This window comes from Paenibacillus mesophilus, from assembly GCF_005938385.1.
GTDB classification, from domain to species: Bacteria; Bacillota; Bacilli; order Paenibacillales; family NBRC-103111; genus Paenibacillus_AB; species Paenibacillus_AB mesophilus.
The window spans coordinates 42,901-63,392 of the sequence record NZ_VCRA01000037.1; the positions used below are offsets into that span (position 1 = coordinate 42,901).

Consider the following 20,492-nt stretch of genomic DNA (forward strand, 5'->3'; position numbering starts at 1 on the left):
TGCCCCTTATACGTCGCGAACTTCGAGATACCTCTCCAGCTTGCGCTTGACGCGCTGCAGCGCGTTGTCGATCGACTTGACGTGACGGTCCAAATCTACGGCGATTTCCTGATACGATCGGCCGTCCAAGTACAACATCAGCACCTTGCGCTCCAAATCGCTCAAAATTTCCCCCATCTTGTCTTCCAGCCCGCTGAATTCTTCCTGATTGATAATGAGTTCTTCCGGGTCGGTTACACGCGAACCGCATATGACGTCAAGCAGTGTACGGTCCGAATCTTCATCATAAATGGGCTTGTCCAGAGAAACGTAGGAATTTAAAGGGATATGTTTTTGCCGGGTGGCGGTTTTGATCGCGGTAATGATTTGCCGGGTTATGCATAGCTCGGCAAAGGCTTTGAAGGTAGCGAGCTTGTCCTCGCGGAAATCGCGGATCGACTTGTAAAGGCCGATCATGCCTTCCTGCACGATATCTTCGCGATCGGCGCCGATCAGAAAGTAGGAGCGGGCTTTGGCCCTGACGAAATTTTTGTACTTGTTGATCAAATACTCAAGCGCTTCGCTGCTGCCTACGCGGACCGATTCGACCACTTCTTCGTCGGACATCAGGTCGTATTCGTGCATTCTCAGTTCTTTGAGGTCGATGCTCACCCGTATCCCTCCGACTGCAAGCTAAACAACAGCGTTGCTGCAACAAAAGATAGGATTAGTATACATTATGTAATCTATTAACGTCAACAAGCGCTATAAGCCCCGCCGCCACTTTTCGAACTTCTCGCGAAGCTCGTCGGTCAGCTTGCTGTCGACGGAATTTTTGGCCGGAGCGGTCGTTTCTTCGATCTTGGAGCGTATTTCTTTGCGGATTTCGCGAATCGTGAAGAGCAGCTCTCGGGCCGGCAGGCGAAGAGCCCCCTGACCGAATGTCACATGCTGTTCGACCGAATCGGAAGTGGCCACATAGATTTGTACCCTTCTCCCTCGCAATTCCGCTACCAATCTCTCGATCCTCTCGTCCGCGGTTTCTTTCTCCCGCGTGTACACCACTTCGATCTGCAGTTGGCGATACTTGCCGCCAAGGCCGGGAACTTGGTGCGCGTCGAATACGACATACACCTTGTGCCCTTTATAAGCCTTGTAATCGGCAAGCATATCGATCAGCCTGTCTCTCGCTTCCTCCAAGCTATGCTCTTTCAGCTTCTGCAGTTCCGCCCAGGCCCCTATGATGTTGTAGCCGTCCACGATGACAACCTGTTTCATCTCTCCATGACCGGCCGGTTACGACACGATCGCGCCGCGCTGGCGGACGACTTCGTACATCAACACGGATGCCGCGACCGAGGCGTTCAGCGAGTTGATTTGCCCGGACATCGGCAGTTTGACGAGAAAATCGCATTTATCTTTGATCAAACGGCCGATCCCGCGGCTTTCATTGCCGATTACGATCGCGATCGGCATCTTGAAATCGGCGGAGTACACGAGCTGCGTCGCTTCCACATCGGCCCCGGCCACCCATACGCCCTTTTCCTTCAACGATTCGATCGTTTGAGCGATATTGGTTACCCGGGCGACCGGCACATATTCGACGGCACCGGCCGAAGTCTTGGACACCGTCGCGGTCAAGCCGACCGAGCGGCGTTTCGGGATAATGACCCCGTGAACCCCCGTACAATCGGCACTGCGGAGAATGGAGCCCAAATTATGCGGGTCTTCGATCTCGTCCAATATAAGCAGGAACGGCGCTTCTCCGCGGGCTTGCGCCCGCTCCAGCAGCTCATCCACTTCGACGTAATCGTGGGCCGTTACTTGCGCAACGACGCCCTGATGCGGTACATCGCTGACGAGAGAGTCCAGCTTGCGCTTATCGGCAAACTGAACGACGATATTTTGCTTCTTCGCTTCCGCTACGATCGGCAGCGTATGATGCTTCTGCGCCTGCTCGGAGATCCAAATTTTGTGGATCGTACGTCCCGAGCGGAGCGCTTCCAATACGGAATGTTTACCTGCAATCCATTCTTCCATCAAGTCATCTCCCCGGTTCTGTCAGGATCAGCCCGAGCAGCTGCCCCAGCCGATCGAACCGCTTCGTATAGTACAAATATCCGATCAAACATTCAAATGCCGTGCTGTGGCGATAGTCCAGTACGTCCGCGTTTTTCGGTATCGTGCCCGACTTGGCGTTGCGGCCGCGCTTTACGATATCCGTCTCCTCCGTCGTCAAATGCTCCATGAGCGCTTGCAGCGATCTCGCCTGGGCCTTGGCCGATACAAACTTCACGGCTTCGCGGTGCAAATGGTTAGGTCTATGGTTCGGCCGCGATACGACGTACTGCCTGACGGCCATCTCGAACACCGCATCACCCATATATGCCAGCACGAGCGGGTTAAGCTGACCCGGATCCTTCGCCGGCGCAAACAGAAATAAATTCGTGTCCATCAAAGCTTCACCGTCATTTCCGGCGCCAACGAAGGCCTTGGGGCGTATCCTCCAGATGGATCCCTTTTGCAGTCAACAAATCGCGGATTTCATCGGCACGCGCCCAATTTTTGCTCTTGCGCGCTTCCGTCCGTTCTACGATCAGCTGCTCGATCTCTTCATCCAGCAATTCGTTGCGCTCTTCCGGTAGTATGCCCAAAACCGCATCCAACTCCTGAAGGGCGGCAAGCAGCAGTTCAAGCGTAGCAGCCGTTACGTCCGCAGAGGCCGTATACCCGTTGCTTTCGGCGATCAAATCGAACACTGCGGTCAAAGCATCCGCCGTGTTGAAATCGTCATCCATCCTCTCACGGAACTCGGCCCTAATCCGTTCCACCGCCGCGGCCACCCGCTCATCTGCCGCACCGGCCGAAGCGCTCCCTAGCCTATGGCGGAGGTTGGCGATTCCGTTCTCGATCCGCTCCAGACCGCCCGCGGCCTGCTCGAGCCCTTCCTCGCTAAAATTTAACGGATTCCGGTAATGGGTGGACAGGAACAAGAAGCGGAGCACCTGCGGCTTGACCCGCTTCACCAGCTCTTTGACGTTGACCCCGTTGCCCAGCGACTTGGACATTTTCTCGTTGTTGATATGAATGTAGCCGTTGTGCATCCAGTAATTCGCCAAAGGCTTGCCGCTCGCGCTCTCGGACTGGGCGATCTCGCATTCGTGATGCGGAAATTGCAGGTCGTGTCCGCCGCCGTGAATATCGATCGTTTCCCCCAAATATTTGCGCGCCATGGCGGAGCATTCGATATGCCATCCGGGGCGTCCTTCTCCCCAAGGGCTCGGCCAATGGATCTCGCCCGGCTTCGCCCCCTTCCACAGGACGAAATCTTGCGGATTTTCTTTGCGCTCGCCGACCTCGACCCGGATGCCGAACTGCAGCTCGTGCAGATTCTGGTGCGACAGCTTGCCGTACTCCTCGAATTTCTCGGTGCGGAAATAAACGTCACCGCCGCTTTCGTAGGCATAACCGGTATCTACCAATTCCTGAATGAGCGTCACGATTTCCGGAATATTCTCGGTCACTCTCGGGTTGGCGCTCGCTTTGCGGATGCCGAGCGCTTCTATATCCTCGTAATAAGCGGCGATGTATTTCTCCGCAATTTCCGGAACCGTTTCTCCGGTTTGCTCGGCTTTGCGGATCAGCTTATCGTCTACGTCGGTAAAATTGACGACGTAATTGACGTTATACCCGCTCATTTCCAAGTAGCGCCGCACGACGTCGAAAAAAATGGCGGGCCTCGCGTTGCCGATATGAATATAGTCGTATACGGTCGGGCCGCATACGTACATTTGGATTTCGCCCGGTGTGATCGGTACGAACGTTTCTTTAGCCCGAGTCATCGTGTTATACACTTTTAGACTCATACGATTGAATCCCTCCGTTTTGTCGCTGCACCTCTTCTTGCAGACGCTCCACTTCCGTCTTCAAGTCCTGGATCTGCTTCTCCATGCTCCGGAACAGCTCGATGACCGGATCCGGCAGCTTGTCGTTACTCAGCTTGTTCAGGCTGACGCCGTCCTGTTTGACGATGCGGGCCTTCACGCCGACGACCGTACTGTTTGGCGGCACTTCGGCCAAAACGACCGAATTGGCCCCGATTTTGGAATTGTCGCCTACCCGAAACGAGCCCATCACTTTGGCACCGGACGAGATGAAGACATTGTTGCCGATAGTCGGATGGCGCTTCCCTTTCTCTTTGCCGGTTCCTCCCAAAGTGACTCCTTGATACAATACCACATCGTCGCCAATTTCGCATGTTTCCCCGATCACGACGCCCATGCCGTGATCGATGAACAACCGTTTGCCGATTCGCGCTCCCGGATGAATTTCGATGCCGGTCATAAACCGGCTGATCTGCGAAATGATTCTCGCAACCGTAAACCATCTATGCCGGAACAACCAGTGGGCAACCCGATGCGCCCATATGGCATGCAGCCCGGAATAAGTGAATACCACCTCGAAAACGCTGCGTGCGGCCGGATCGTTGTCGAATACGGCCCGAATATCCGATTTCATGCTGCGAAACATGGACTCACCCACTTTGTATCCCGGGAAAGCGACGGCATCGTTTCCGGGACCCCGATTTTTTTAAAGCAGCAACAACAAAAAACGCCCCTGCAGCTCTAGGCTGCAGAGACGTGGGTACGCGGTTCCACTCTGCTTGGACAGTCTCGATTCCTTCGCGGACATACGATCGCGAAGCAAGGACCATCCCTCTCGATATCCTTAACGCGGAATAACGGCGACGCCTACCCTGCGCTTGCGCAGCTCAGTCGTGCGGCTCACGGGCGCATTTCCATAAGCGGCGGGTATGGGCAACTCGCAGCCGACGAATCGCTCGCCGATCACCCTCTCTGGAAAACCCGACCGATACGTACTTTCCCGATCGATGCCTTTCTTACGATCAAACATCGCTTTGAAATTAAACCAAGTATACAATATCAGCCGATCTGTGACAACAGCTTTCGCAGCTGTCCGACGACCCGCTCTTGCCCGAGCAGCACCAGCGTCTGATTCAGATCGCGCCCGTGCATTTGTCCCGTCAGCGCTACGCGGACAGGCATAAACAGCTGCTTGCCTTTATGTCCGGTTTCCTTCTGGACGCTTTTCAGCATCGCCTGAATCGCTTCAGCCGTGAAGTCGCCGGACTGCTCGGCCAAGCCGAGGAAGCTCCGCAGCACTTCGGGAACGTGCGCTTCTCCGAGCAAGGCGCGTCCTTCTTCGTCATACTCCGGCTCTTCGCGGAAAAACATTCCCGTAAGCTCCACGATATCGGAGGCGCAGTTCATCTGCTCCTGATAAAGCGCCACCAGCGCCCGCACCCACTCCCGCTTCTGCGCATCAAGCGTTTCCGGAACAAGTCCGGCCTTCTGCAGATGAGGGACAGCGAGTGTCGTCACCCGATCCAAGTCGGCTTTTTTCAAATAATGATTGTTCATCCAGCTCAGCTTGTTCGTATCGAAAGCGGCCGGGCTCTTGGACAGCCGATCGGCGTCAAAAGCAGCAATGAGCTCTTCCCGCGAGAAAATCTCGTTCTCGCCTTCCGGCGACCAGCCGAGCAGCGCGATGAAGTTGAACATGGCTTCGGGCAAATAACCGAGCTGGTCATATTGCTCGATGAACTGGATGATCGACTCGTCGCGCTTGCTCAGCTTTTTCCGCTGTTCGTTGACGATTAGCGTCATATGGGCGAATTGCGGCGGCTCCCAGCCAAGTGCCTCGTAGATCATCAGCTGGCGCGGCGTATTCGAGATATGGTCCTCTCCGCGAAGCACGTGCGAAATCTCCATCAAATAGTCGTCGATGACGACGGCGAAATTGTAGGTCGCTATCCCGTCCTTCTTCACGATAACGAAATCGCCGATCCCGTCCGATTCGAACGAAATGTCGCCTTTGACCTGATCGCCAAACGTATAAGTCTTGCCTTCCTCGACGCGGAAACGGATGCTCGGTATGCGGCCTTCCGCTTCGTAAGCCCGGCGCTGCTCGTCCGTAATATTCCGGTGCTTGCCCGAATAGCGCGGAGTTTCTCCCCGCTCGGTCTGCTCCTCCCGTTCCTTCTCCAGCTCTTCCTCGGTACAGTAGCAGTAATAGGCACGGCCTGCCGCTATTAGCTGCTCGGCATATTTGCGGTACAGGTCCAACCGCTCGGTTTGGCGGTAAGGGCCGTAAGGCCCGCCGACGTCGATGCTTTCGTCCCAGTCGACGCCGAGCCATTTCAAATAAGTGAGCTGATTGTCTTCTCCGCCCGCCACATTGCGCTTAATGTCGGTATCTTCGATGCGGATGATGAATTTGCCGTTATGATGCCGCGCGAACAAATAATTGAACAGCGCCGTCCGGGCGTTCCCGATATGCAGATGGCCGGTCGGGCTCGGCGCGTAACGGACGCGAATCGGTCTTGTCATGGAAATGCTCCTTCTCGCGTAAGCTTTTTCAGACGATCATAGCACAACTTTCTGCAAACAGACAACCGCTTGCGCGGCAATGCCTTCGCCGCGTCCGGTGAAGCCGAGCTTCTCCGTCGTAGTCGCTTTGACGTTTACTTGGGAAACGTCCGCTTCCAGCACCCTGGCGATCACTTCCACCATTTGCGGGATATAGGGAGCCATCTTCGGCTTCTGCGCGATAATCGTACAGTCGATGTTGCCGAGACGATACCCCATGTTCACGGCGATGCCCCAGACATGCTCCAGCAGCTTGACGCTGTCGGCATCCTTATAGGCCGGATCGGTATCCGGAAAATGCTTGCCGATATCTCCCTGACCGAGAGCTCCGAGTATCGCGTCGCTTACCGTATGAAGCAGTACGTCCGCGTCGGAATGGCCGAGCAGCCCTTTCTCGTAGGGAATGTCGACGCCGCCGATGATGCATTTGCGCCCTTCCACCAATTGGTGCACGTCAAAGCCTTGTCCGATTCGAATCATGCCCGTTCAACCCTCTCCCCTTGTTGTTCTTGCAAAAGGCGTTCCGCCCACAGCAAATCGTCCGGTGTCGTTATTTTAATGTTCGTGTAATCCCCCTCGACGACATGGACCGAATGTCCAAGCCGTTCCACGAGCATCGCATCGTCGGTTCCGACGAAGCCGTCGCGTTCGGCCAGCATATGCGCTTGCCGCAGCAGCTCAAGACGAAAAGCCTGTGGGGTTTGCACCGCCCACAAGCTCTTCCGTTCCGGCGTCGCTTGAATCCGACCGGACGAATCGACCACCTTGATCGTATCTTTGACCGGCACCGCCAATACGGCCCCACCGGCCTCATAAGCTTTATGCAAACATTCGGCGGTTCTCGCTTCCGTTACGAACGGCCGGACCGCATCATGAACGGCGACCACGTCCAGCCCCGCCGGCAGCCTTTCAAGGCCGATGCGGACCGAATGCTGACGCTCCTCGCCTCCCGCCGTAACGGCGACGACCTTCGTAAGCGAATATTGTTCGACGTACGCAGCGCAGCGTTCGATGTCGCCGCTCCCCGTAACGAGAACGATCGATTCGATTTGCGGCATCCGCTGAAACCTCTCCAGCGTATGTACCAGAATCGGCTTGCCGCGGAGCGGCAAATATTGCTTGCTTTCGGATGTCCCCATCCGGGTACCTTTACCCGCCGCCACTATGACGACGCCGTTTCTCGCCATGTTCGCTTCCCTGCCCCGCTGTATAACGATAATAATAAACAACTTCTATCATAATCGTTTTACTGCGCTTTTTCCAACAGTTTCGGCTTCGCGAATATCATCCGGCCCGCCGACGTTTGCAGCACGCTCGTCACCAGCACCTCGATCGTGGCGCCTATATACTCGCGTCCGCCTTCCACGACGATCATCGTGCCGTCGTCCAAATAGGCGACGCCTTGGCCATGCTCCTTGCCGTCCTTGATCACCTGCACGAGAATTTCTTCCCCCGGCAGCACGACCGGTTTCACCGCATTGGCCAAATCGTTGATGTTGAGAACGGATACTCCCTGCAGCTCGCACACCTTGTTCAGGTTGAAATCGTTCGTGATCACTTTGCCCTGCAAAACTTTAGCCAGCCGGACGAGCTTGCTGTCGACCTCGGATATTTCCTCGAAATCGCCCTCATAGATAAGCACCTTGACGTCCAGTTCTTTTTGGATTTTATTCAAAATATCGAGTCCCCGCCGCCCGCGGTTGCGCTTCAGCAAGTCGGAGGAATCAGCGATATGCTGAAGCTCCTCCAGCACGAATTCGGGAATGACCAGCGTGCCTTCGATAAACCCCGTTTTGCAAATGTCGGCGATTCGGCCGTCAATAATGACGCTCGTATCCAATATTTTGTGCTCGTCCTTTTGCGGAGTTCCTTTCTTCTTGTCCCGGAAGCCCGAAGTAAGAACATTCAATAAATCTTCGCGCTTCTGGTACCCGATCCGAAACCCGTAAACGCCGAGCAAGGCGGTTACCGTATAGACGAGCAGCGTGCCGACCCAACCTGCGTTGCTCAGCGCCGGATGCAGCAGCGCGGATATGATAAGTCCCAGAATCAAGCCGATCAAGCCGGACAGCAAATCGAGAGTAGGCGTTCTGACGACGCGATCTTCCCAAGTCCGAAATCGCTCCGCCCCATAACCGAATAACCACCCGGATGCGCCATAAAGCACAATGGCGCCGATGCCGATTCCCCAATACGCCGGCCCGGCAATGTACTCAATTCCAAACGAAGGGCCTACTATTCTTAACAAAAATTGCTCGATCGCTTCATTCCATTGATATCCCAGCAAGCCTCCCACCATTGCCAGAACATACTGAAGTTGCCGTTTTGCCATGCATCAATCACCTCCAATAGAATCGTTGTTTCTTCCCATTACCAATTATGATCCAATTTCACCGTACCTAATCCGGACCAGCAAACTTTTTCCTGTAAATTGAACTTTCCCGGCGATTCTTTTATAATGTTACATAGTGAGAATATGGGAATTTGGGGTGAATGGAATGAGCGGCTTAACCTTAAAGCAGTTTCAAGAGCAAGTTTCCGATTTGCTACTCCGTCACCGAAGTTTATTGGACGTTTTGTCCAAATCGCAGCAATCGAGCGCGTCGGTCAACAGAAGCGTCATCAAGTCGGTTACCGAATGCGGTTGCATCTCGCTGCAAGCGAACAAGCAGCCTTATCAGGACGAACTGACGCTGGAAGAAGCCAAAGAGCTGATCCAAACCCATATTAACGGAAATTTATGTGAAAACTGCGTCGATGCCATAACGGTGCAGCTGGGTAAACATTTGTTCTACTTGTCTTCGCTGTGCAATTTGCTCGACCTGGACCTTGACGACGTAATCGCCAAAGAATCGCAGAAATGCTCCACACTCGGCCTCTTCAACTTGTCGTAGAGAACCAGCCGAACAAAAAAAAAAGCATTTATTTTCTGAAGTTCAGAAAATAAATGCTTTTTATTTTCGCGCATCTTATGAATTATCCGTGAGTTTCGGACTTGGTCGGCTCGTCGGCCGAGTTTCTCCGTTTACGGCGGCGAAATAATCGTCTAGCGTTTTTTTTTAGCCCGTTCAAGCCGTACAAAGCATAAATAACGAGCGGGATAAAGATCAGCTTCGACAGCATGCCAGGGTAAATAATGGCAAGCGTCACCGCTCCGGCGACAATGACGGGTGTCAGCCAAATAGCCGTTTTGGGAATGCCTACTTTTTTGAAATTCGGATATTTCACGGTGCTGACCATCAGGAAAGAAAGAGCTACCGTACTCGCAAGCAAAATCGCCGAAGGAATCTCATTGTGGAACAAAGCCAATGTGCTTAGCACGCTGCCCGCTGCCGGAATCGGCAGCCCTATGAAGTAACCGGGCGTTCCTGCAACTACATTGAAGCGAGCCAGTCGGAGAGCGCCGCAGATCGGGAAGATCGCGGTGACGATCCAAGCAAGGGCTGAAGCCTCCATCGATTGGAAAGCAACGACATACATAATAAAAGCCGGCGCAACGCCGAACGAAATTACGTCGGATAACGAATCGAGCTCTTTGCCGAATTCACTTTGTGCATTCAAGGCGCGTGCCACTCGTCCGTCCAAACCGTCCAGCAGCATGGCCACAATAACAAAAATGGCGGCAAGCTCGGCGTTCTTGTTGTCCGCTCCGGAATTAAACGCCAAAATGATCGCGATAATCCCTAGAAACAAATTGCCTACCGTAAACATGCTGGGAATCGAGTTTTTAATCATGAAAGGCTCCACCTCTACCCTTTACTATTCCCCAAAGTGATGCGAAGCATCCTTCGCGCTCTCGGGCAATGCGAACCTATCTTCCGATTGTAGACAAATTAAATATGTCTGTCAATGAACAATTGCTCTTGGATCCGCTTCAGCCCTTCCTTGATCGCCCGGGCGCGGACTTCCCCGATGCCGTCTACTTCGTCGAGCTCCTCGATCGTCGCCATCACCATGTGCGGCAGCCTCTCGAACCGTTCGACCAGATTATGAATGATAATGTGGGGAAGCCGCGGCAGCTTATGCAGCATCCGGTAACCGCGCGGAGAAACATTTTCCTCGAGCATCGTATTCGTATGAGGGTATCCGAGCATCCTTACGATATGCTGCTGATCCAGCAGCTCCTCGGAGCTCAGCCGTTTCAAGCCGGCCGAAATTTCTTTGATCTTCTCCTCGCTGCATTCCCGGCAGTAATCTTTAATCAGAAGCAGAGCTTCATGCTCGGTGCCGCCGACCAATTCATCCAGCTGCATGCTGATCAGACGTCCTTCGGTTCCCAGCTCGTTGATGTATCGCTTGATTTCCGCTTTGACGCGGAGAACCATTTCAAATCGTTGAATGACGTTGGCCACTTCGTACAGCGTGACCAGTTCCTCGAATTCCGACGCCCCTAGATTGGTCAGCGATTGGTCCAATACCGATCTGTATTTTTCCAGCGTTTGGATCGCTTGATTCGCTTTGGTCAGGATGACGCCGATATCTTTAAGCGCATATCGCAAATTTCCTTGATAGACGGTAATGACATTCCTGCGCTGCGAGATCGAGACGACGAGCTTTCCGGTTTGCTTGGCGACTCGTTCCGCGGTTCTATGACGGATTCCCGTTTCGATCGAGGCAATAGTGGAGTTTGGAATCAGCTGAGTGTTAGCGTACAAGATGCGTTTAATGTCCTCGCTTAAAATGATGGCTCCGTCCATCTTGGCCAGCTCATACAAATAGTTGGGCGAGAAATCGCAATTGATCGAGAAGCCTCCGTCGACGATTTCCATCACTCCCGGACTGTAGCCCACTACGATCAAAGCACCGGTTTTGGCCCGGAGAACGTTCTCCAATCCTTCGCGAAACGGCGTACCGGGAGCGACCAGCTGCAAAATTTGCGTCATAACGTCCCGCTTCGTATCGTCCTTCACTACGTTTCCTCCTTATCGCTCCCTATTCCCCGCAAATGCTGCTGATGCTATTATTCCAACGCGGCCGTCAGCGCTTCCGATACCGTCTCGACGCCGATAATTTCGATTCCTTGGGGAGGCGTCCACCCTTTCATGCTTTTGCGCGGCATAATGATACGCTTGAATCCGAGCTTCTGCGCTTCTTTAACCCGCTGATCGATACGCGAAACGCCGCGCACCTCGCCGGTAAGTCCGATTTCACCGAATACGACGTCGAACGGCTGAGTCGGCCGATCCTTGAAGCTCGAAGCAATGGCTACCGCCGCGGCCAGATCGACGGCCGGTTCGTCCAGCTTGACGCCCCCCGCCACATTCAAGTATGCATCCTGATTTTGCAAAAACATCCCGACCCGCTTCTCCAGAACCGCAATGATAAGCGACAGCCGATTATGGTCGATTCCCGCCGACATTCGCCGCGGGCTTGGAAAATTCGTACTGGATACAAGCGCCTGCAGTTCGACCAGCACCGGCCTCGTCCCTTCCATGCTGGCTACTACGGTTGAGCCCGATACGCCGAGCGGACGTTCGGACAAAAACAGCTCCGACGGATTCGTTACCTCACGCAAGCCGTCTTCGATCATTTCGAAAATGCCCATTTCGTTCGTGGAACCGAACCGGTTCTTGACCGCACGGAGCAGCCGGTACGAATGATGCCGCTCTCCTTCGAAATACAGCACGCAATCGACCATATGCTCGAGCAGACGCGGTCCGGCAATGGCACCTTCCTTGGTGACATGACCGACGAGCACAGTGGCAATCCCTTTTATTTTAGCTATTCTCATAAAGTGTCCGGTACATTCGCGAACTTGCGCGACGCTTCCGGGCGCGGACGTGACAGCCGGGTGAAATACGGTTTGGATCGAGTCGACTACCATGAAATCGGGCCGCACGTTCTCGATCGCTTCCTCGATCTGTTCGACGTTCGTCTCGCATAATACGAACAAGCGTTCGGAAAGGGCGTTCAATCGATCCGCCCGAAGCTTAATTTGGCGTACCGACTCTTCCCCCGATATATACAGCACCTTCAGGCCGACCGTGGCCATATGGTGTGACATTTGCAGCAGCAGTGTCGATTTGCCGATACCGGGGTCGCCTCCGACCAAGATCAAGGAGCCCGGTACGACGCCTCCGCCCAATACCCGGTTCAATTCGTTCATCTGGGACAAAATTCGTTTTTCGTGACTACTTTCTATGTGTATGATCGAAGTCGCCTTTTCTTTCGTCTGGGTCAACGATGATTGAAATCCTTTTGCCTTGCCGGTCATCTCGACTTCCTCGACCATCGTATTCCAAGCATTGCAGCCCGGACATTTGCCCAGCCATTTCGGCGATTCGTACCCGCATTCCTGACAACAAAATTTGGTCTTTACTTTCGACATATTTGTTCCCTCATTGTTCGATAGTATCCAAAGTGTACCATTTCGCCGCGGCAAAGAAAACCCCGCTTACAATCGATTTACAGGCTGACGCACAAAAGGCACTCCGGCGATCCGTAAGGATGCCGAAATGCCTGTTTGCCTATGCGTTACCCGTTTTTCGTTACGACCAATTCGCCGTCGACTTCGTCGATCGTGAGCGTATCGCCTTTGGAAATCGTACCTCTCAGCAGCTCCTCGGACAAACGGTCCTCGATATGCTTCTGAATGGCCCGACGAAGCGGTCTCGCTCCGTAAGTCGGGTCGAAGCCTTCCTTCGCCAGGAATGCCTTCCCTTTATCGGTCAAAGTAAATTCGACGTTTTGCTCGCGCAGACGTTTGCTCAGCTCGTCGGACATAAGGCTGACAATGCGGGCGATATGCTCTTCGTCCAACGAATGGAACACGATAATCTCGTCGATCCGGTTCAGGAATTCCGGACGGAAGCTTTTCTTCAGCTCGCCCATCACTTTATCCTTCATGTTGGAGTAATCGCGCCCCGCATCGGCTGCAGCCATGAAGCCGAGCGTCGAATTTTTCTTGATCATATCCGCGCCGACGTTGGAAGTCATAATGATCAGCGTATTGCGGAAATCGACCGTGCGGCCCTTGGAGTCGGTCAAACGGCCATCCTCCAGCACCTGCAGCAAAATGTTGAATACTTCCGGGTGCGCCTTCTCGATTTCGTCCAGCAAGACGACCGAATACGGCTTACGGCGCACTTTCTCGGTCAACTGTCCGCCTTCCTCATATCCCACATATCCCGGAGGCGCTCCGACGAGACGCGAAGTCGAATGCTTCTCCATATACTCGGACATGTCGATGCGGATAACGGCATTCTCATCACCGAAGAGCGATTCCGCCAGCGCTCTGGCCAGCTCCGTTTTCCCTACGCCCGTCGGGCCGAGGAAGACGAAGGAGCCCATCGGACGCTTCGGATCTTTCAGTCCCGCTCTCGCTCTGCGGATCGCCCGGCTGACCGCTTTGACCGCTTCGTCCTGGCCGATGACGCGCTCGTGCAGGATGCTTTCCATCTTCAGCAGGCGCTCGGTTTCTTCCTCGGCCATTTTGACTACCGGAATACCCGTCCAGCTCGCAACAACCTGCGCGATATCGTCCGGAGTAACCTCGGAATCGGTGCGTCCTTGCTTTTCTTTCCATTCGTTTTTCGTAGCGTCCAGCTCATCGCGCATTTTTTGCTCGGTATCGCGGAGAGAAGCCGCCTTCTCGAATTCTTGGCTTTGCACGGCCGCGTCTTTCTCCTTGCGGATGTTCTCGAGCTGCACTTCCAGCTGCTTCAGATTAGGCGGTATCGTGTAAGAGCGGAGCCGCACCTTCGAGCTGGCTTCGTCGATCAGGTCGATCGCTTTGTCCGGCAGGAACCGGTCCGAAATGTACCGGTCGGACAGCTTGACGGCCTGCACGATCGCTTCATCCGTAATTTTTACCCGGTGGTGTGCTTCATACCGGTCGCGCAAACCGTGCAAAATTTGGATCGCTTCTTCCGGCGTTGGCTGGTCTACCGTAATCGGCTGGAAACGGCGCTCCAATGCCGCGTCTTTCTCGATATATTTGCGGTATTCATCGAGCGTCGTCGCCCCGATGCATTGCAGCTCGCCTCTCGCCAAAGCGGGCTTCAAAATGTTGGAAGCGTCTATCGCACCTTCCGCGCCTCCCGCTCCGATCAGCGTATGCAGCTCATCGATAAACAAGATAATGTTTCCAGCTGCGCGGATTTCATCCATAATTTTTTTCAGACGATCTTCGAATTCACCGCGGTACTTCGTACCCGCCACGACCGAACCCATATCGAGCGTCATGACGCGCTTGTCGCGAAGCGTTTCGGGAATTTCGTTTTGGACGATTTTTTGCGCCAATCCTTCCGCAATCGCCGTTTTACCGACACCCGGTTCCCCGATAAGCACCGGGTTATTTTTTGTACGACGGCTCAACACCTGGATGACACGCTCGATTTCCTTGCTGCGTCCGATAACCGGGTCCAGATTGCCTTCCTTCGCATACGCGGTCAGGTCGCGGGCCAAGCCGTCAAGCGTCGGCGTATTGACATTGGCCGGCGCCGAATGGCTGGAGGAAACGGCCTCGCTGCTTCCAAGCAGCTGAAGCACTTGCTGCCGCGCCTTGTTCAGACTGACACCCAAGTTATTCAGCACCCGTGCCGCTACGCCTTCACCTTCCCGAATCAGACCGAGCAGAATGTGCTCCGTACCGACATACGTATGACCCAGCTTGCGCGCTTCGTCCATTGAGAGCTCGATCACTTTTTTCGCTCTAGGCGTATAGGCGATGTTGCTTGGCTGTTCTTGCCCTCTTCCGATGAGGGATTCCACCTCGTCCTGGATTTTCTCCAGACTCAGTCCCAGGGCGACTAAAGCTTTAGCCGCGATGCCGTCGCCTTCGCGGATCAGGCCGAGCAGAATATGCTCCGTGCCGATGTTATTGTGACCAAGCCGTACCGCTTCCTCTTGAGCGAGTGCCAACACTTTTTGCGCGCGTTCCGTAAATCTGCCAAACATCATGGAAAACACCTCCGAAAATTAGAAAGTATAATCTATATTGAAGTTGCTCGCAACTGGATTCAAACAGGCAGCCTCTCTAGGAGCTGACAATTTTGTCCCGGATCAATTCGGCCCGTCGTATGTCGCGATCGTCCGCGGATAATTTGGTTCCCGCATATTGCTGCAAAAATCCGGGCTGCGTCATGACCATAAGCTCGTTCAGCGCATGAGGCGAAACGTTCGTCAACAGCCCCAAATCAACGCCGAGCCGGACATCGGACAGCCTTTGCGCAGCTTCCTTGGAATCCATGATTGCCGCATGCGACAATATACCGTACGATCGGTTTACCCGGTCGGTTATGCGCAGCTTGGATTCCGCAAGCAGCTTCTGCCGGGCCGCCCGTTCGTGCTCGATGATTTGCTTTGCAACGCTGTGCAGATTATCGATAATTTCCTCTTCGGACTGACCGAGCGTAATCTGATTCGATACTTGGAAGACGTTGCCGATCGCCTCGCTGCCTTCCCCGTAAATGCCCCGTACCGCCAAGCCGACCTGATTGATCGCCTGCAAAATCCGGTTCATTTGTTGAGTCAACACGAGAGCGGGCAAATGCATCATGACGGAAGCCCGAATCCCGGTCCCTACGTTCGTCGGACAGCTAGTCATAAAGCCCCGCCGCTCTTCAAACGCGTAATCGACCTGCGATTCGAAAATATCGTCGATCCGGTTGGCCAGCTCCCACGCTTCGCGAATTTGAAAACCCGGACTGAGGCACTGTATGCGCAAATGGTCCTCTTCGTTCACCATAATGCTCACGGATTCGTTCTCGTTGATCATAACGGCACCATTGCGCGATTCGTTCGCCAAGTTCGGGCTGATCAGATGCTTCTCGACGAGTACCCGTTTCTGAAGCTCGCCCAGTTGGTCTAGAATGAACAAGTCGAAATCGCTCACTTGCTGCAATTCCTCGCTCTGCAGCACTTTCACGATCTGATCCAGCACTTCTTTGGATTGAGCGTTCGTAGCCAGCATCGGGAATGGAAGATTGCGCAAATTGCGGGCAAGCCGGATACGGGTGCTGATGACTACGTCCGACTCGGGACTTCTTCCCTTCATCCAATCGCTGAGCGCTTGAACGAAAATGTTCGATCGGTCCAAAATCTACGCCTCCCTTCCCTATACGTTCGAACCGTTTAGCTTTGTTTCCAGCTCGCGGATTTGATCGCGGATTTTCGCCGCCTGCTCGAATTCTTCGCGGGCAATGCGCATTTGCATATCGTTCTTCAATTTATCGATTTCACGCTTATATTGAATGAGGCCCCCCGTTCGCTTAGGCACTTTGCCTACGTGAACATTGTTGCCGTGAACTCTTTTGAACAACGGATCCAGTCTTTCGGAAAAATGCTCGTAACACGAGCTGCAGCCGAAACGTCCGAGCTTGCTGAACTGACTGTAAGTCAGTCCGCAATTATCGCAGCGCAGCGTCTGCGGCTTCGCTCCGATCGTCGAATGGCTCGGTTCGAAGTCGAGCAGTCCCGATAGCAGGTTATGGATAGAAAAACCGTTCGGCGTGCCGGGGATGAGCTCGCCCTTCTCGCGGGCGCACGATTCGCAAATACGGAATTCGGTCTTTTCCCCGTTGATGATTTTCGTAAAATGCAGCGTTGCCGGTTTTTTATTGCATTCTTGGCAGAGCACGGTTATCGTCCCCTCCTTGGCATGGATCGCGACTCGAATTGGAACATCATTTACTGAGCAGCGTTGTCAGCATAGCCTTCAATAATCTTGCCCGAACTTCGTCTCTAAGCGGAAGCTTGAGGTTCAGAACGTCTCTGGAAATCGCCGCCTTGAGCAAATTCGCTTCGCGTGCCGTAATCAAACAGCCTTCCTCCAGCTGATACACGATGCCTTCGGCGGAAGCCTGATCGATCTGAAGCCCGACCGTGCTGAAAATATGCACGTGTATCGCTTCCTTGGACGGCAGCTCCACGCGTTGAATGCGGATATAGCCTCCTCCGCCCCTTTTGCTTTCGACCAAATACCCTTTCTCCAGCGTAAACCTTGTGCTTATTACATAATTAATCTGCGAAGGTACGCACTGAAACCGGTCGGCCAACTCGCTTCGCTGCAACTCGACGACTCCACCCGGGCTTTGCTGCAAAATGTTCTTCAGATATTGTTCGATGATATCGGAGACATTACGCATCCAAAGACCTCCCAAATGAAAGTTGTACGGCACATTCGAAAAAGTCGGAAAGTTCAAACGTTCTGACTTTGACTTTCTTTGACTTTAGAATCATTATAACCGCTTTTTCCTCATTTGCCAAGTATCGCATCGATAACTTTTTGCGGCAAAGCATTGCGAAATTAGATATGATATTAAGTATATACACTTTTACCCCTGTTTACCGGGCAGGATTCGACCAATTGCTGTTTATTTTTGTTTCCCATACTTTTTCCTTGTTTGGAGATGCTTATTGTATACATAGAGAGGAGATTCGAACGATTTGATCAAAGGTCTGACTGGAAAAGTAGCCGCATCCATTCTCCTGCTTCTCATCATTAGCAGAATCATGATTTTATTCACGGGATATGTCGGCAACAATTTGTTTTCTGCCTATACCGAAGAGACCCCTTACGAACGGCAGTACGCGGGAGTTGTGCCGAACTATACAATGAAGCTGCCGTTCGACCTTTATGATACCCGGCTGCCCAACTTGAAAGATTTCGTCAAGTTCGACAGCTTCGCTTATTTGAACATTGCCGCCAACGGCTATGACGCTTATCGAATCGACGAACCGCATTCTCCGGCCAATTGGGTGTTTTTCCCTCTATACCCGCTGCTCATATTCGCTCTGGGAAAAGCGGTCGCACTCATCGGCACGGTGAATCCCGCTATCCTTGGAGGAATTTTGTCCAATTTATTGTTCTTTCTCGCACTGATTTATTTATACGCCATCTGTTTGCAGCAGCGCCTGGACGAGCGTAAAGCCAGAACGGTATTGATTCTTATGCTCCTATACCCTACTTCGATCTTTTACTCGCTGCCCTATACGGAAAGCTTGTTTTTGATGTTATCGGCGGCCTCGATTTATTATGCTTGCGACAAAAAGTATGCACTAGCTTTTCTTGCCGCTAGTCTTTCCACGGTAACCCGCGTGCCGGGGTTCATCAATTTGTTTTTCGTCCTGGGAACCGTCGTATTGGACGAAGGGTTTACATTCTCGAAGCGGTATTTCCGCTATGCGCTGTACTCGCTCCTGTCTCTCATACCGATGGGCATCTATTTGTTGTATATGAAATGGCTGACCGGGGATTTGTTGGCGCCTTTTCACGAGCAAATTTCATGGTATCGGTTATCGGCCGTACCGTTTGCCAATTACATCAATTATTTTATAAAGCCCTATTTTATGGCGCCGGGCGGATGGGATAACGGTCTTATCGCATTCGTCATATCCACGGCCGTATTTATCGTGTATTTGGGGTACTTGATTGTACAATGGAAAAAGCTGTTCCGGGAGCCGAAACAGCTGCTTATGTGGGTTTACGGCGCTTTGCTGATCATCATTCCTTTCTCCAGTCAGCCTTGGTATTTAGCCAGCGTAGTCCGCTATATGATGATCTGCATCCCCTTTTTCCTGTACTTGGTGAAAATGACGGAAAAGCGCGAAAACTTGCTCTTTGTTTATCAGATGTTGTTTGTCGTGATCCATGTCATCACCACAATCGGGTTCTTCAACGATTATTATTTTATGGCTTAAGGCTCGGAGCACGTGCGTCCGTTCGGACGCGCCAATACCAATCCTGCGGCTTCGCCCCCCGTACGTTACAAGCATCGCGTTCTCTATCTCGGCTTTGTGGGAGGGGAGAACGTGTAACGTATCGGAGGCGTTTTTCGTTATCCGGCTCGCATCGGAATGGGAACGCGCCGCTCCGTTATTGGCTCGGATTATCGTCTTCGTTCTCCAGCGTTATGTTCGTAATGCGCCCTTCCTTCATGAGAATTTGGACGACCGGTTTATAAAAGCCCGTTACGCCCAGCTCGGATCCCCGTATCCAGAAATTCCGCGTTGTACCGTCACCCGCCGTGCCTGCTATCGGCCGATACAGCTCCAGCAATCGTTCCAAGCCGTCACCTATCGCTATCGAGGGTGCTGCCCTTCTGTCATTCAGCTTTAAGGCGGATTGCTCACTTATCCGTATGGACACGGCACCGCCTGCCGGCTCGTTCTCTCCATTGCGGTAAAACAAAATATACAAATCGTGATTCTTGTAATACCACTGGGGATACGGGGTGCTGCGCGCTTGCGTTCGCTCGCTGGGTTCCCCCAATAAGGCCAATACTTGCTCCTGCGTATCGCCTATTCGGATCCCCCCCAAAGACGTATAGATTGGGGAAAGCGGTCCATTGCCAACTTCTCGCCCGTTTTTAACGATTAGCACGTCGTTATCCTCTCTCTGCTCCTGCTTCCTTTGTTCTTCGCCCAACTCTTGTACTTGCGCAGAGGAAGAGCTGAAAACCAAAGTACCCTTCTCGCTCTCCAAAGGCTGCTTCCATCTAGTAGCAACTAACAGCAGGAGACCGGCCAAGACTATGCCGATGATAAGCGCAAGATTTCGAACGACTCGACCGGCCGCCTTGGAATTATGTCGAAGTTTCGGTTTAGGGTCCATTTGAAACACCTCTCTTAAGGAGACTGTTGCAAAGCTTCAAAAGTTTCGGGAATTGCAAAATTTAATGAAAAATCAAAAAACCTTTTCGGATATAGTATCCAAAAAGGTTTTCGCGCTTGGCAACGTCCTACTCTCCCAGGACCCTGCGGTCCAAGTACCATCGGCGCTGGAGGGCTTAACGGTCGTGTTCGGGATGGGAACGCGTGGATCCCCTCCGCCATCATCACCAAACGATTTGCTCAAGGTTTATTCCTTGAAAACTGAATGCGAAACGAATCGAGTTAAAGCTGAATCGAGTTTACCCGATAAGGGTCTTTACCGGGCCCCGAGAAAGTAATCGGCATCCGCTTCGTCAGCGTCCGCTTCACTTTCTTGGGTGGTTTTGGATAAGCCCTCGACCGATTAGTATTCGTCAGCTGCACGCGTTGCCGCGCTTCCACCCCGAACCTATCAACCTGGTCGTCTACCAGGGGTCTTACGAATTGGGAAATCTCATCTTGAGGGGGGCT

20 protein-coding genes and 2 rRNA genes are annotated in these 20,492 nt (G+C 53.1%); 2 read left to right on the forward strand and 20 right to left on the reverse strand.

The annotated features are described in order from the left end of the window. Positions 1-6 precede the first annotated feature (6 nt). From sigH to FE783_RS33555, 10 genes are all read right to left on the reverse strand, one after another. The gene (sigH, locus tag FE783_RS33510) at positions 7-651 is read right to left on the reverse strand and encodes an RNA polymerase sporulation sigma factor SigH (RefSeq protein WP_138883756.1); all 645 of its coding nucleotides are present in this window, start codon (positions 649-651) and stop codon (positions 7-9) included. 93 nt (positions 652-744) lie between these two features. Beyond that, entirely contained in the window at positions 745-1,257 is a 513-nt protein-coding gene (locus tag FE783_RS33515; protein ID WP_138883757.1) for an NYN domain-containing protein, read from the reverse strand. Between the two features lie 18 nt (positions 1,258-1,275). Beyond that, the gene (gene rlmB / locus FE783_RS33520; protein WP_138883758.1) at positions 1,276-2,019 is read right to left on the reverse strand and encodes a 23S rRNA (guanosine(2251)-2'-O)-methyltransferase RlmB; all 744 of its coding nucleotides are present in this window, start codon (positions 2,017-2,019) and stop codon (positions 1,276-1,278) included. A 4-nt stretch (positions 2,020-2,023) separates the two neighbouring features. Continuing rightward, complete coding sequence (locus FE783_RS33525; RefSeq protein ID WP_138883759.1) at positions 2,024-2,434, reverse strand: Mini-ribonuclease 3; 411 nt, start codon at positions 2,432-2,434, stop codon at positions 2,024-2,026. Between the two features lie 13 nt (positions 2,435-2,447). Continuing rightward, on the reverse strand, positions 2,448-3,845 hold the full coding sequence (cysS, locus tag FE783_RS33530) for a cysteine--tRNA ligase (protein ID WP_138883760.1): 1,398 nt from the start codon (positions 3,843-3,845) through the stop codon (positions 2,448-2,450). Further along, on the reverse strand, positions 3,826-4,509 hold the full coding sequence (gene epsC / locus FE783_RS33535; protein ID WP_138883761.1) for a serine O-acetyltransferase EpsC: 684 nt from the start codon (positions 4,507-4,509) through the stop codon (positions 3,826-3,828). Before epsC ends, cysS begins: the two co-directional genes overlap by 20 nt. Positions 4,510-4,922: 413 nt before the next feature. Then, positions 4,923-6,389: a glutamate--tRNA ligase gene (gene gltX / locus FE783_RS33540; RefSeq protein ID WP_138883762.1), complete on the reverse strand. Its 1,467-nt coding sequence runs from the start codon at positions 6,387-6,389 to the stop codon at positions 4,923-4,925. Positions 6,390-6,425: 36 nt separating this feature from the next. Then, a complete protein-coding gene (gene ispF, locus FE783_RS33545) occupies positions 6,426-6,908 on the reverse strand; it encodes a 2-C-methyl-D-erythritol 2,4-cyclodiphosphate synthase (protein ID WP_138883763.1) in 483 nt (160 codons plus the stop codon). Further along, the gene (ispD, locus tag FE783_RS33550) at positions 6,905-7,615 is read right to left on the reverse strand and encodes a 2-C-methyl-D-erythritol 4-phosphate cytidylyltransferase (RefSeq protein ID WP_138883764.1); all 711 of its coding nucleotides are present in this window, start codon (positions 7,613-7,615) and stop codon (positions 6,905-6,907) included. The genes ispF and ispD overlap by 4 nt, the downstream gene beginning before the upstream one ends. Before the next feature lie 59 nt (positions 7,616-7,674). Then, positions 7,675-8,760: a PIN/TRAM domain-containing protein gene (locus FE783_RS33555; RefSeq protein ID WP_138883765.1), complete on the reverse strand. Its 1,086-nt coding sequence runs from the start codon at positions 8,758-8,760 to the stop codon at positions 7,675-7,677. A 166-nt stretch (positions 8,761-8,926) separates the two neighbouring features. Here FE783_RS33555 and FE783_RS33560 point away from each other — a divergent pair, with 166 nt between their 5' ends. After that, positions 8,927-9,322 (forward strand): DUF1573 domain-containing protein, encoded by a 396-nt coding sequence (locus FE783_RS33560; protein ID WP_138883766.1) that lies wholly within the window; start codon positions 8,927-8,929, stop codon positions 9,320-9,322. 82 nt (positions 9,323-9,404) lie between these two features. On the opposite strand, the gene pssA is transcribed toward FE783_RS33560, so the two are convergent. From pssA to FE783_RS33595, 7 genes are all read right to left on the reverse strand, one after another. After that, a complete protein-coding gene (gene pssA / locus FE783_RS33565) occupies positions 9,405-10,163 on the reverse strand; it encodes a CDP-diacylglycerol--serine O-phosphatidyltransferase (RefSeq protein WP_138883767.1) in 759 nt (252 codons plus the stop codon). Positions 10,164-10,261: 98 nt separating this feature from the next. Next, positions 10,262-11,338, reverse strand: a complete 1,077-nt coding sequence (gene disA / locus FE783_RS33570; RefSeq protein ID WP_274381471.1) for a DNA integrity scanning diadenylate cyclase DisA — start codon at positions 11,336-11,338, stop codon at positions 10,262-10,264. A 50-nt stretch (positions 11,339-11,388) separates the two neighbouring features. Further along, positions 11,389-12,756, reverse strand: coding sequence for a DNA repair protein RadA (gene radA, locus FE783_RS33575; protein ID WP_138883768.1), 1,368 nt, complete (start codon positions 12,754-12,756; stop codon positions 11,389-11,391). 146 nt (positions 12,757-12,902) lie between these two features. Then, entirely contained in the window at positions 12,903-15,329 is a 2,427-nt protein-coding gene (clpC, locus tag FE783_RS33580) for an ATP-dependent protease ATP-binding subunit ClpC (RefSeq protein ID WP_138883769.1), read from the reverse strand. A 76-nt stretch (positions 15,330-15,405) separates the two neighbouring features. Beyond that, positions 15,406-16,425, reverse strand: coding sequence for a protein-arginine kinase McsB (locus tag FE783_RS33585; RefSeq protein ID WP_138883776.1), 1,020 nt, complete (start codon positions 16,423-16,425; stop codon positions 15,406-15,408). Positions 16,426-16,485: 60 nt separating this feature from the next. Beyond that, complete coding sequence (locus FE783_RS33590; protein ID WP_138883770.1) at positions 16,486-17,007, reverse strand: protein-arginine kinase activator protein McsA; 522 nt, start codon at positions 17,005-17,007, stop codon at positions 16,486-16,488. 46 nt (positions 17,008-17,053) lie between these two features. Continuing rightward, positions 17,054-17,515, reverse strand: coding sequence for a CtsR family transcriptional regulator (locus FE783_RS33595; protein WP_138883771.1), 462 nt, complete (start codon positions 17,513-17,515; stop codon positions 17,054-17,056). Between the two features lie 301 nt (positions 17,516-17,816). Between FE783_RS33595 and FE783_RS33600 the strand changes: the two genes are divergently transcribed. Then, the gene (locus tag FE783_RS33600; RefSeq protein ID WP_138883772.1) at positions 17,817-19,070 is read left to right on the forward strand and encodes a mannosyltransferase family protein; all 1,254 of its coding nucleotides are present in this window, start codon (positions 17,817-17,819) and stop codon (positions 19,068-19,070) included. Between the two features lie 175 nt (positions 19,071-19,245). Here FE783_RS33600 and FE783_RS33605 read toward each other — a convergent pair whose 3' ends face one another. The 3 genes from FE783_RS33605 to FE783_RS33615 form a co-directional block, all read right to left on the reverse strand. Further along, complete coding sequence (locus tag FE783_RS33605) at positions 19,246-19,983, reverse strand: outer membrane protein assembly factor BamE (protein WP_138883773.1); 738 nt, start codon at positions 19,981-19,983, stop codon at positions 19,246-19,248. A gap of 114 nt (positions 19,984-20,097) precedes the next feature. Further along, positions 20,098-20,214: ribosomal RNA gene (gene rrf, locus FE783_RS33610) — 5S ribosomal RNA — on the reverse strand. A gap of 151 nt (positions 20,215-20,365) precedes the next feature. Next, positions 20,366-20,492 (reverse strand): 23S ribosomal RNA (locus tag FE783_RS33615); the annotation flags it as partial.

Excerpts from the sequence above, each read along its gene's own strand:
- ispD (WP_138883764.1), bottom strand. The coding sequence starts at position 7,615 with ATGGCGAGAAACGGCGTCGTCATAGTGGCGGCGGGTAAAGGTACCCGG.
- cysS (WP_138883760.1), bottom strand. The coding sequence starts at position 3,845 with ATGAGTCTAAAAGTGTATAACACGATGACTCGGGCTAAAGAAACGTTC.
- clpC (WP_138883769.1), bottom strand. The coding sequence starts at position 15,329 with ATGATGTTTGGCAGATTTACGGAACGCGCGCAAAAAGTGTTGGCACTC.
- FE783_RS33605 (WP_138883773.1), bottom strand. The coding sequence starts at position 19,983 with ATGGACCCTAAACCGAAACTTCGACATAATTCCAAGGCGGCCGGTCGA.
- radA (WP_138883768.1), bottom strand. The coding sequence starts at position 12,756 with ATGTCGAAAGTAAAGACCAAATTTTGTTGTCAGGAATGCGGGTACGAA.
- pssA (WP_138883767.1), bottom strand. The coding sequence starts at position 10,163 with ATGATTAAAAACTCGATTCCCAGCATGTTTACGGTAGGCAATTTGTTT.
- ispF (WP_138883763.1), bottom strand. The coding sequence starts at position 6,908 with ATGATTCGAATCGGACAAGGCTTTGACGTGCACCAATTGGTGGAAGGG.
- epsC (WP_138883761.1), bottom strand. The coding sequence starts at position 4,509 with ATGTTTCGCAGCATGAAATCGGATATTCGGGCCGTATTCGACAACGAT.
- FE783_RS33595 (WP_138883771.1), bottom strand. The coding sequence starts at position 17,515 with ATGCGTAATGTCTCCGATATCATCGAACAATATCTGAAGAACATTTTG.
- FE783_RS33515 (WP_138883757.1), bottom strand. The coding sequence starts at position 1,257 with ATGAAACAGGTTGTCATCGTGGACGGCTACAACATCATAGGGGCCTGG.
- rlmB (WP_138883758.1), bottom strand. The coding sequence starts at position 2,019 with ATGGAAGAATGGATTGCAGGTAAACATTCCGTATTGGAAGCGCTCCGC.
- FE783_RS33585 (WP_138883776.1), bottom strand. The coding sequence starts at position 16,425 with ATGAAGGGAAGAAGTCCCGAGTCGGACGTAGTCATCAGCACCCGTATC.
- FE783_RS33560 (WP_138883766.1), top strand. The coding sequence starts at position 8,927 with ATGAGCGGCTTAACCTTAAAGCAGTTTCAAGAGCAAGTTTCCGATTTG.
- FE783_RS33555 (WP_138883765.1), bottom strand. The coding sequence starts at position 8,760 with ATGGCAAAACGGCAACTTCAGTATGTTCTGGCAATGGTGGGAGGCTTG.
- FE783_RS33525 (WP_138883759.1), bottom strand. The coding sequence starts at position 2,434 with ATGGACACGAATTTATTTCTGTTTGCGCCGGCGAAGGATCCGGGTCAG.
- gltX (WP_138883762.1), bottom strand. The coding sequence starts at position 6,389 with ATGACAAGACCGATTCGCGTCCGTTACGCGCCGAGCCCGACCGGCCAT.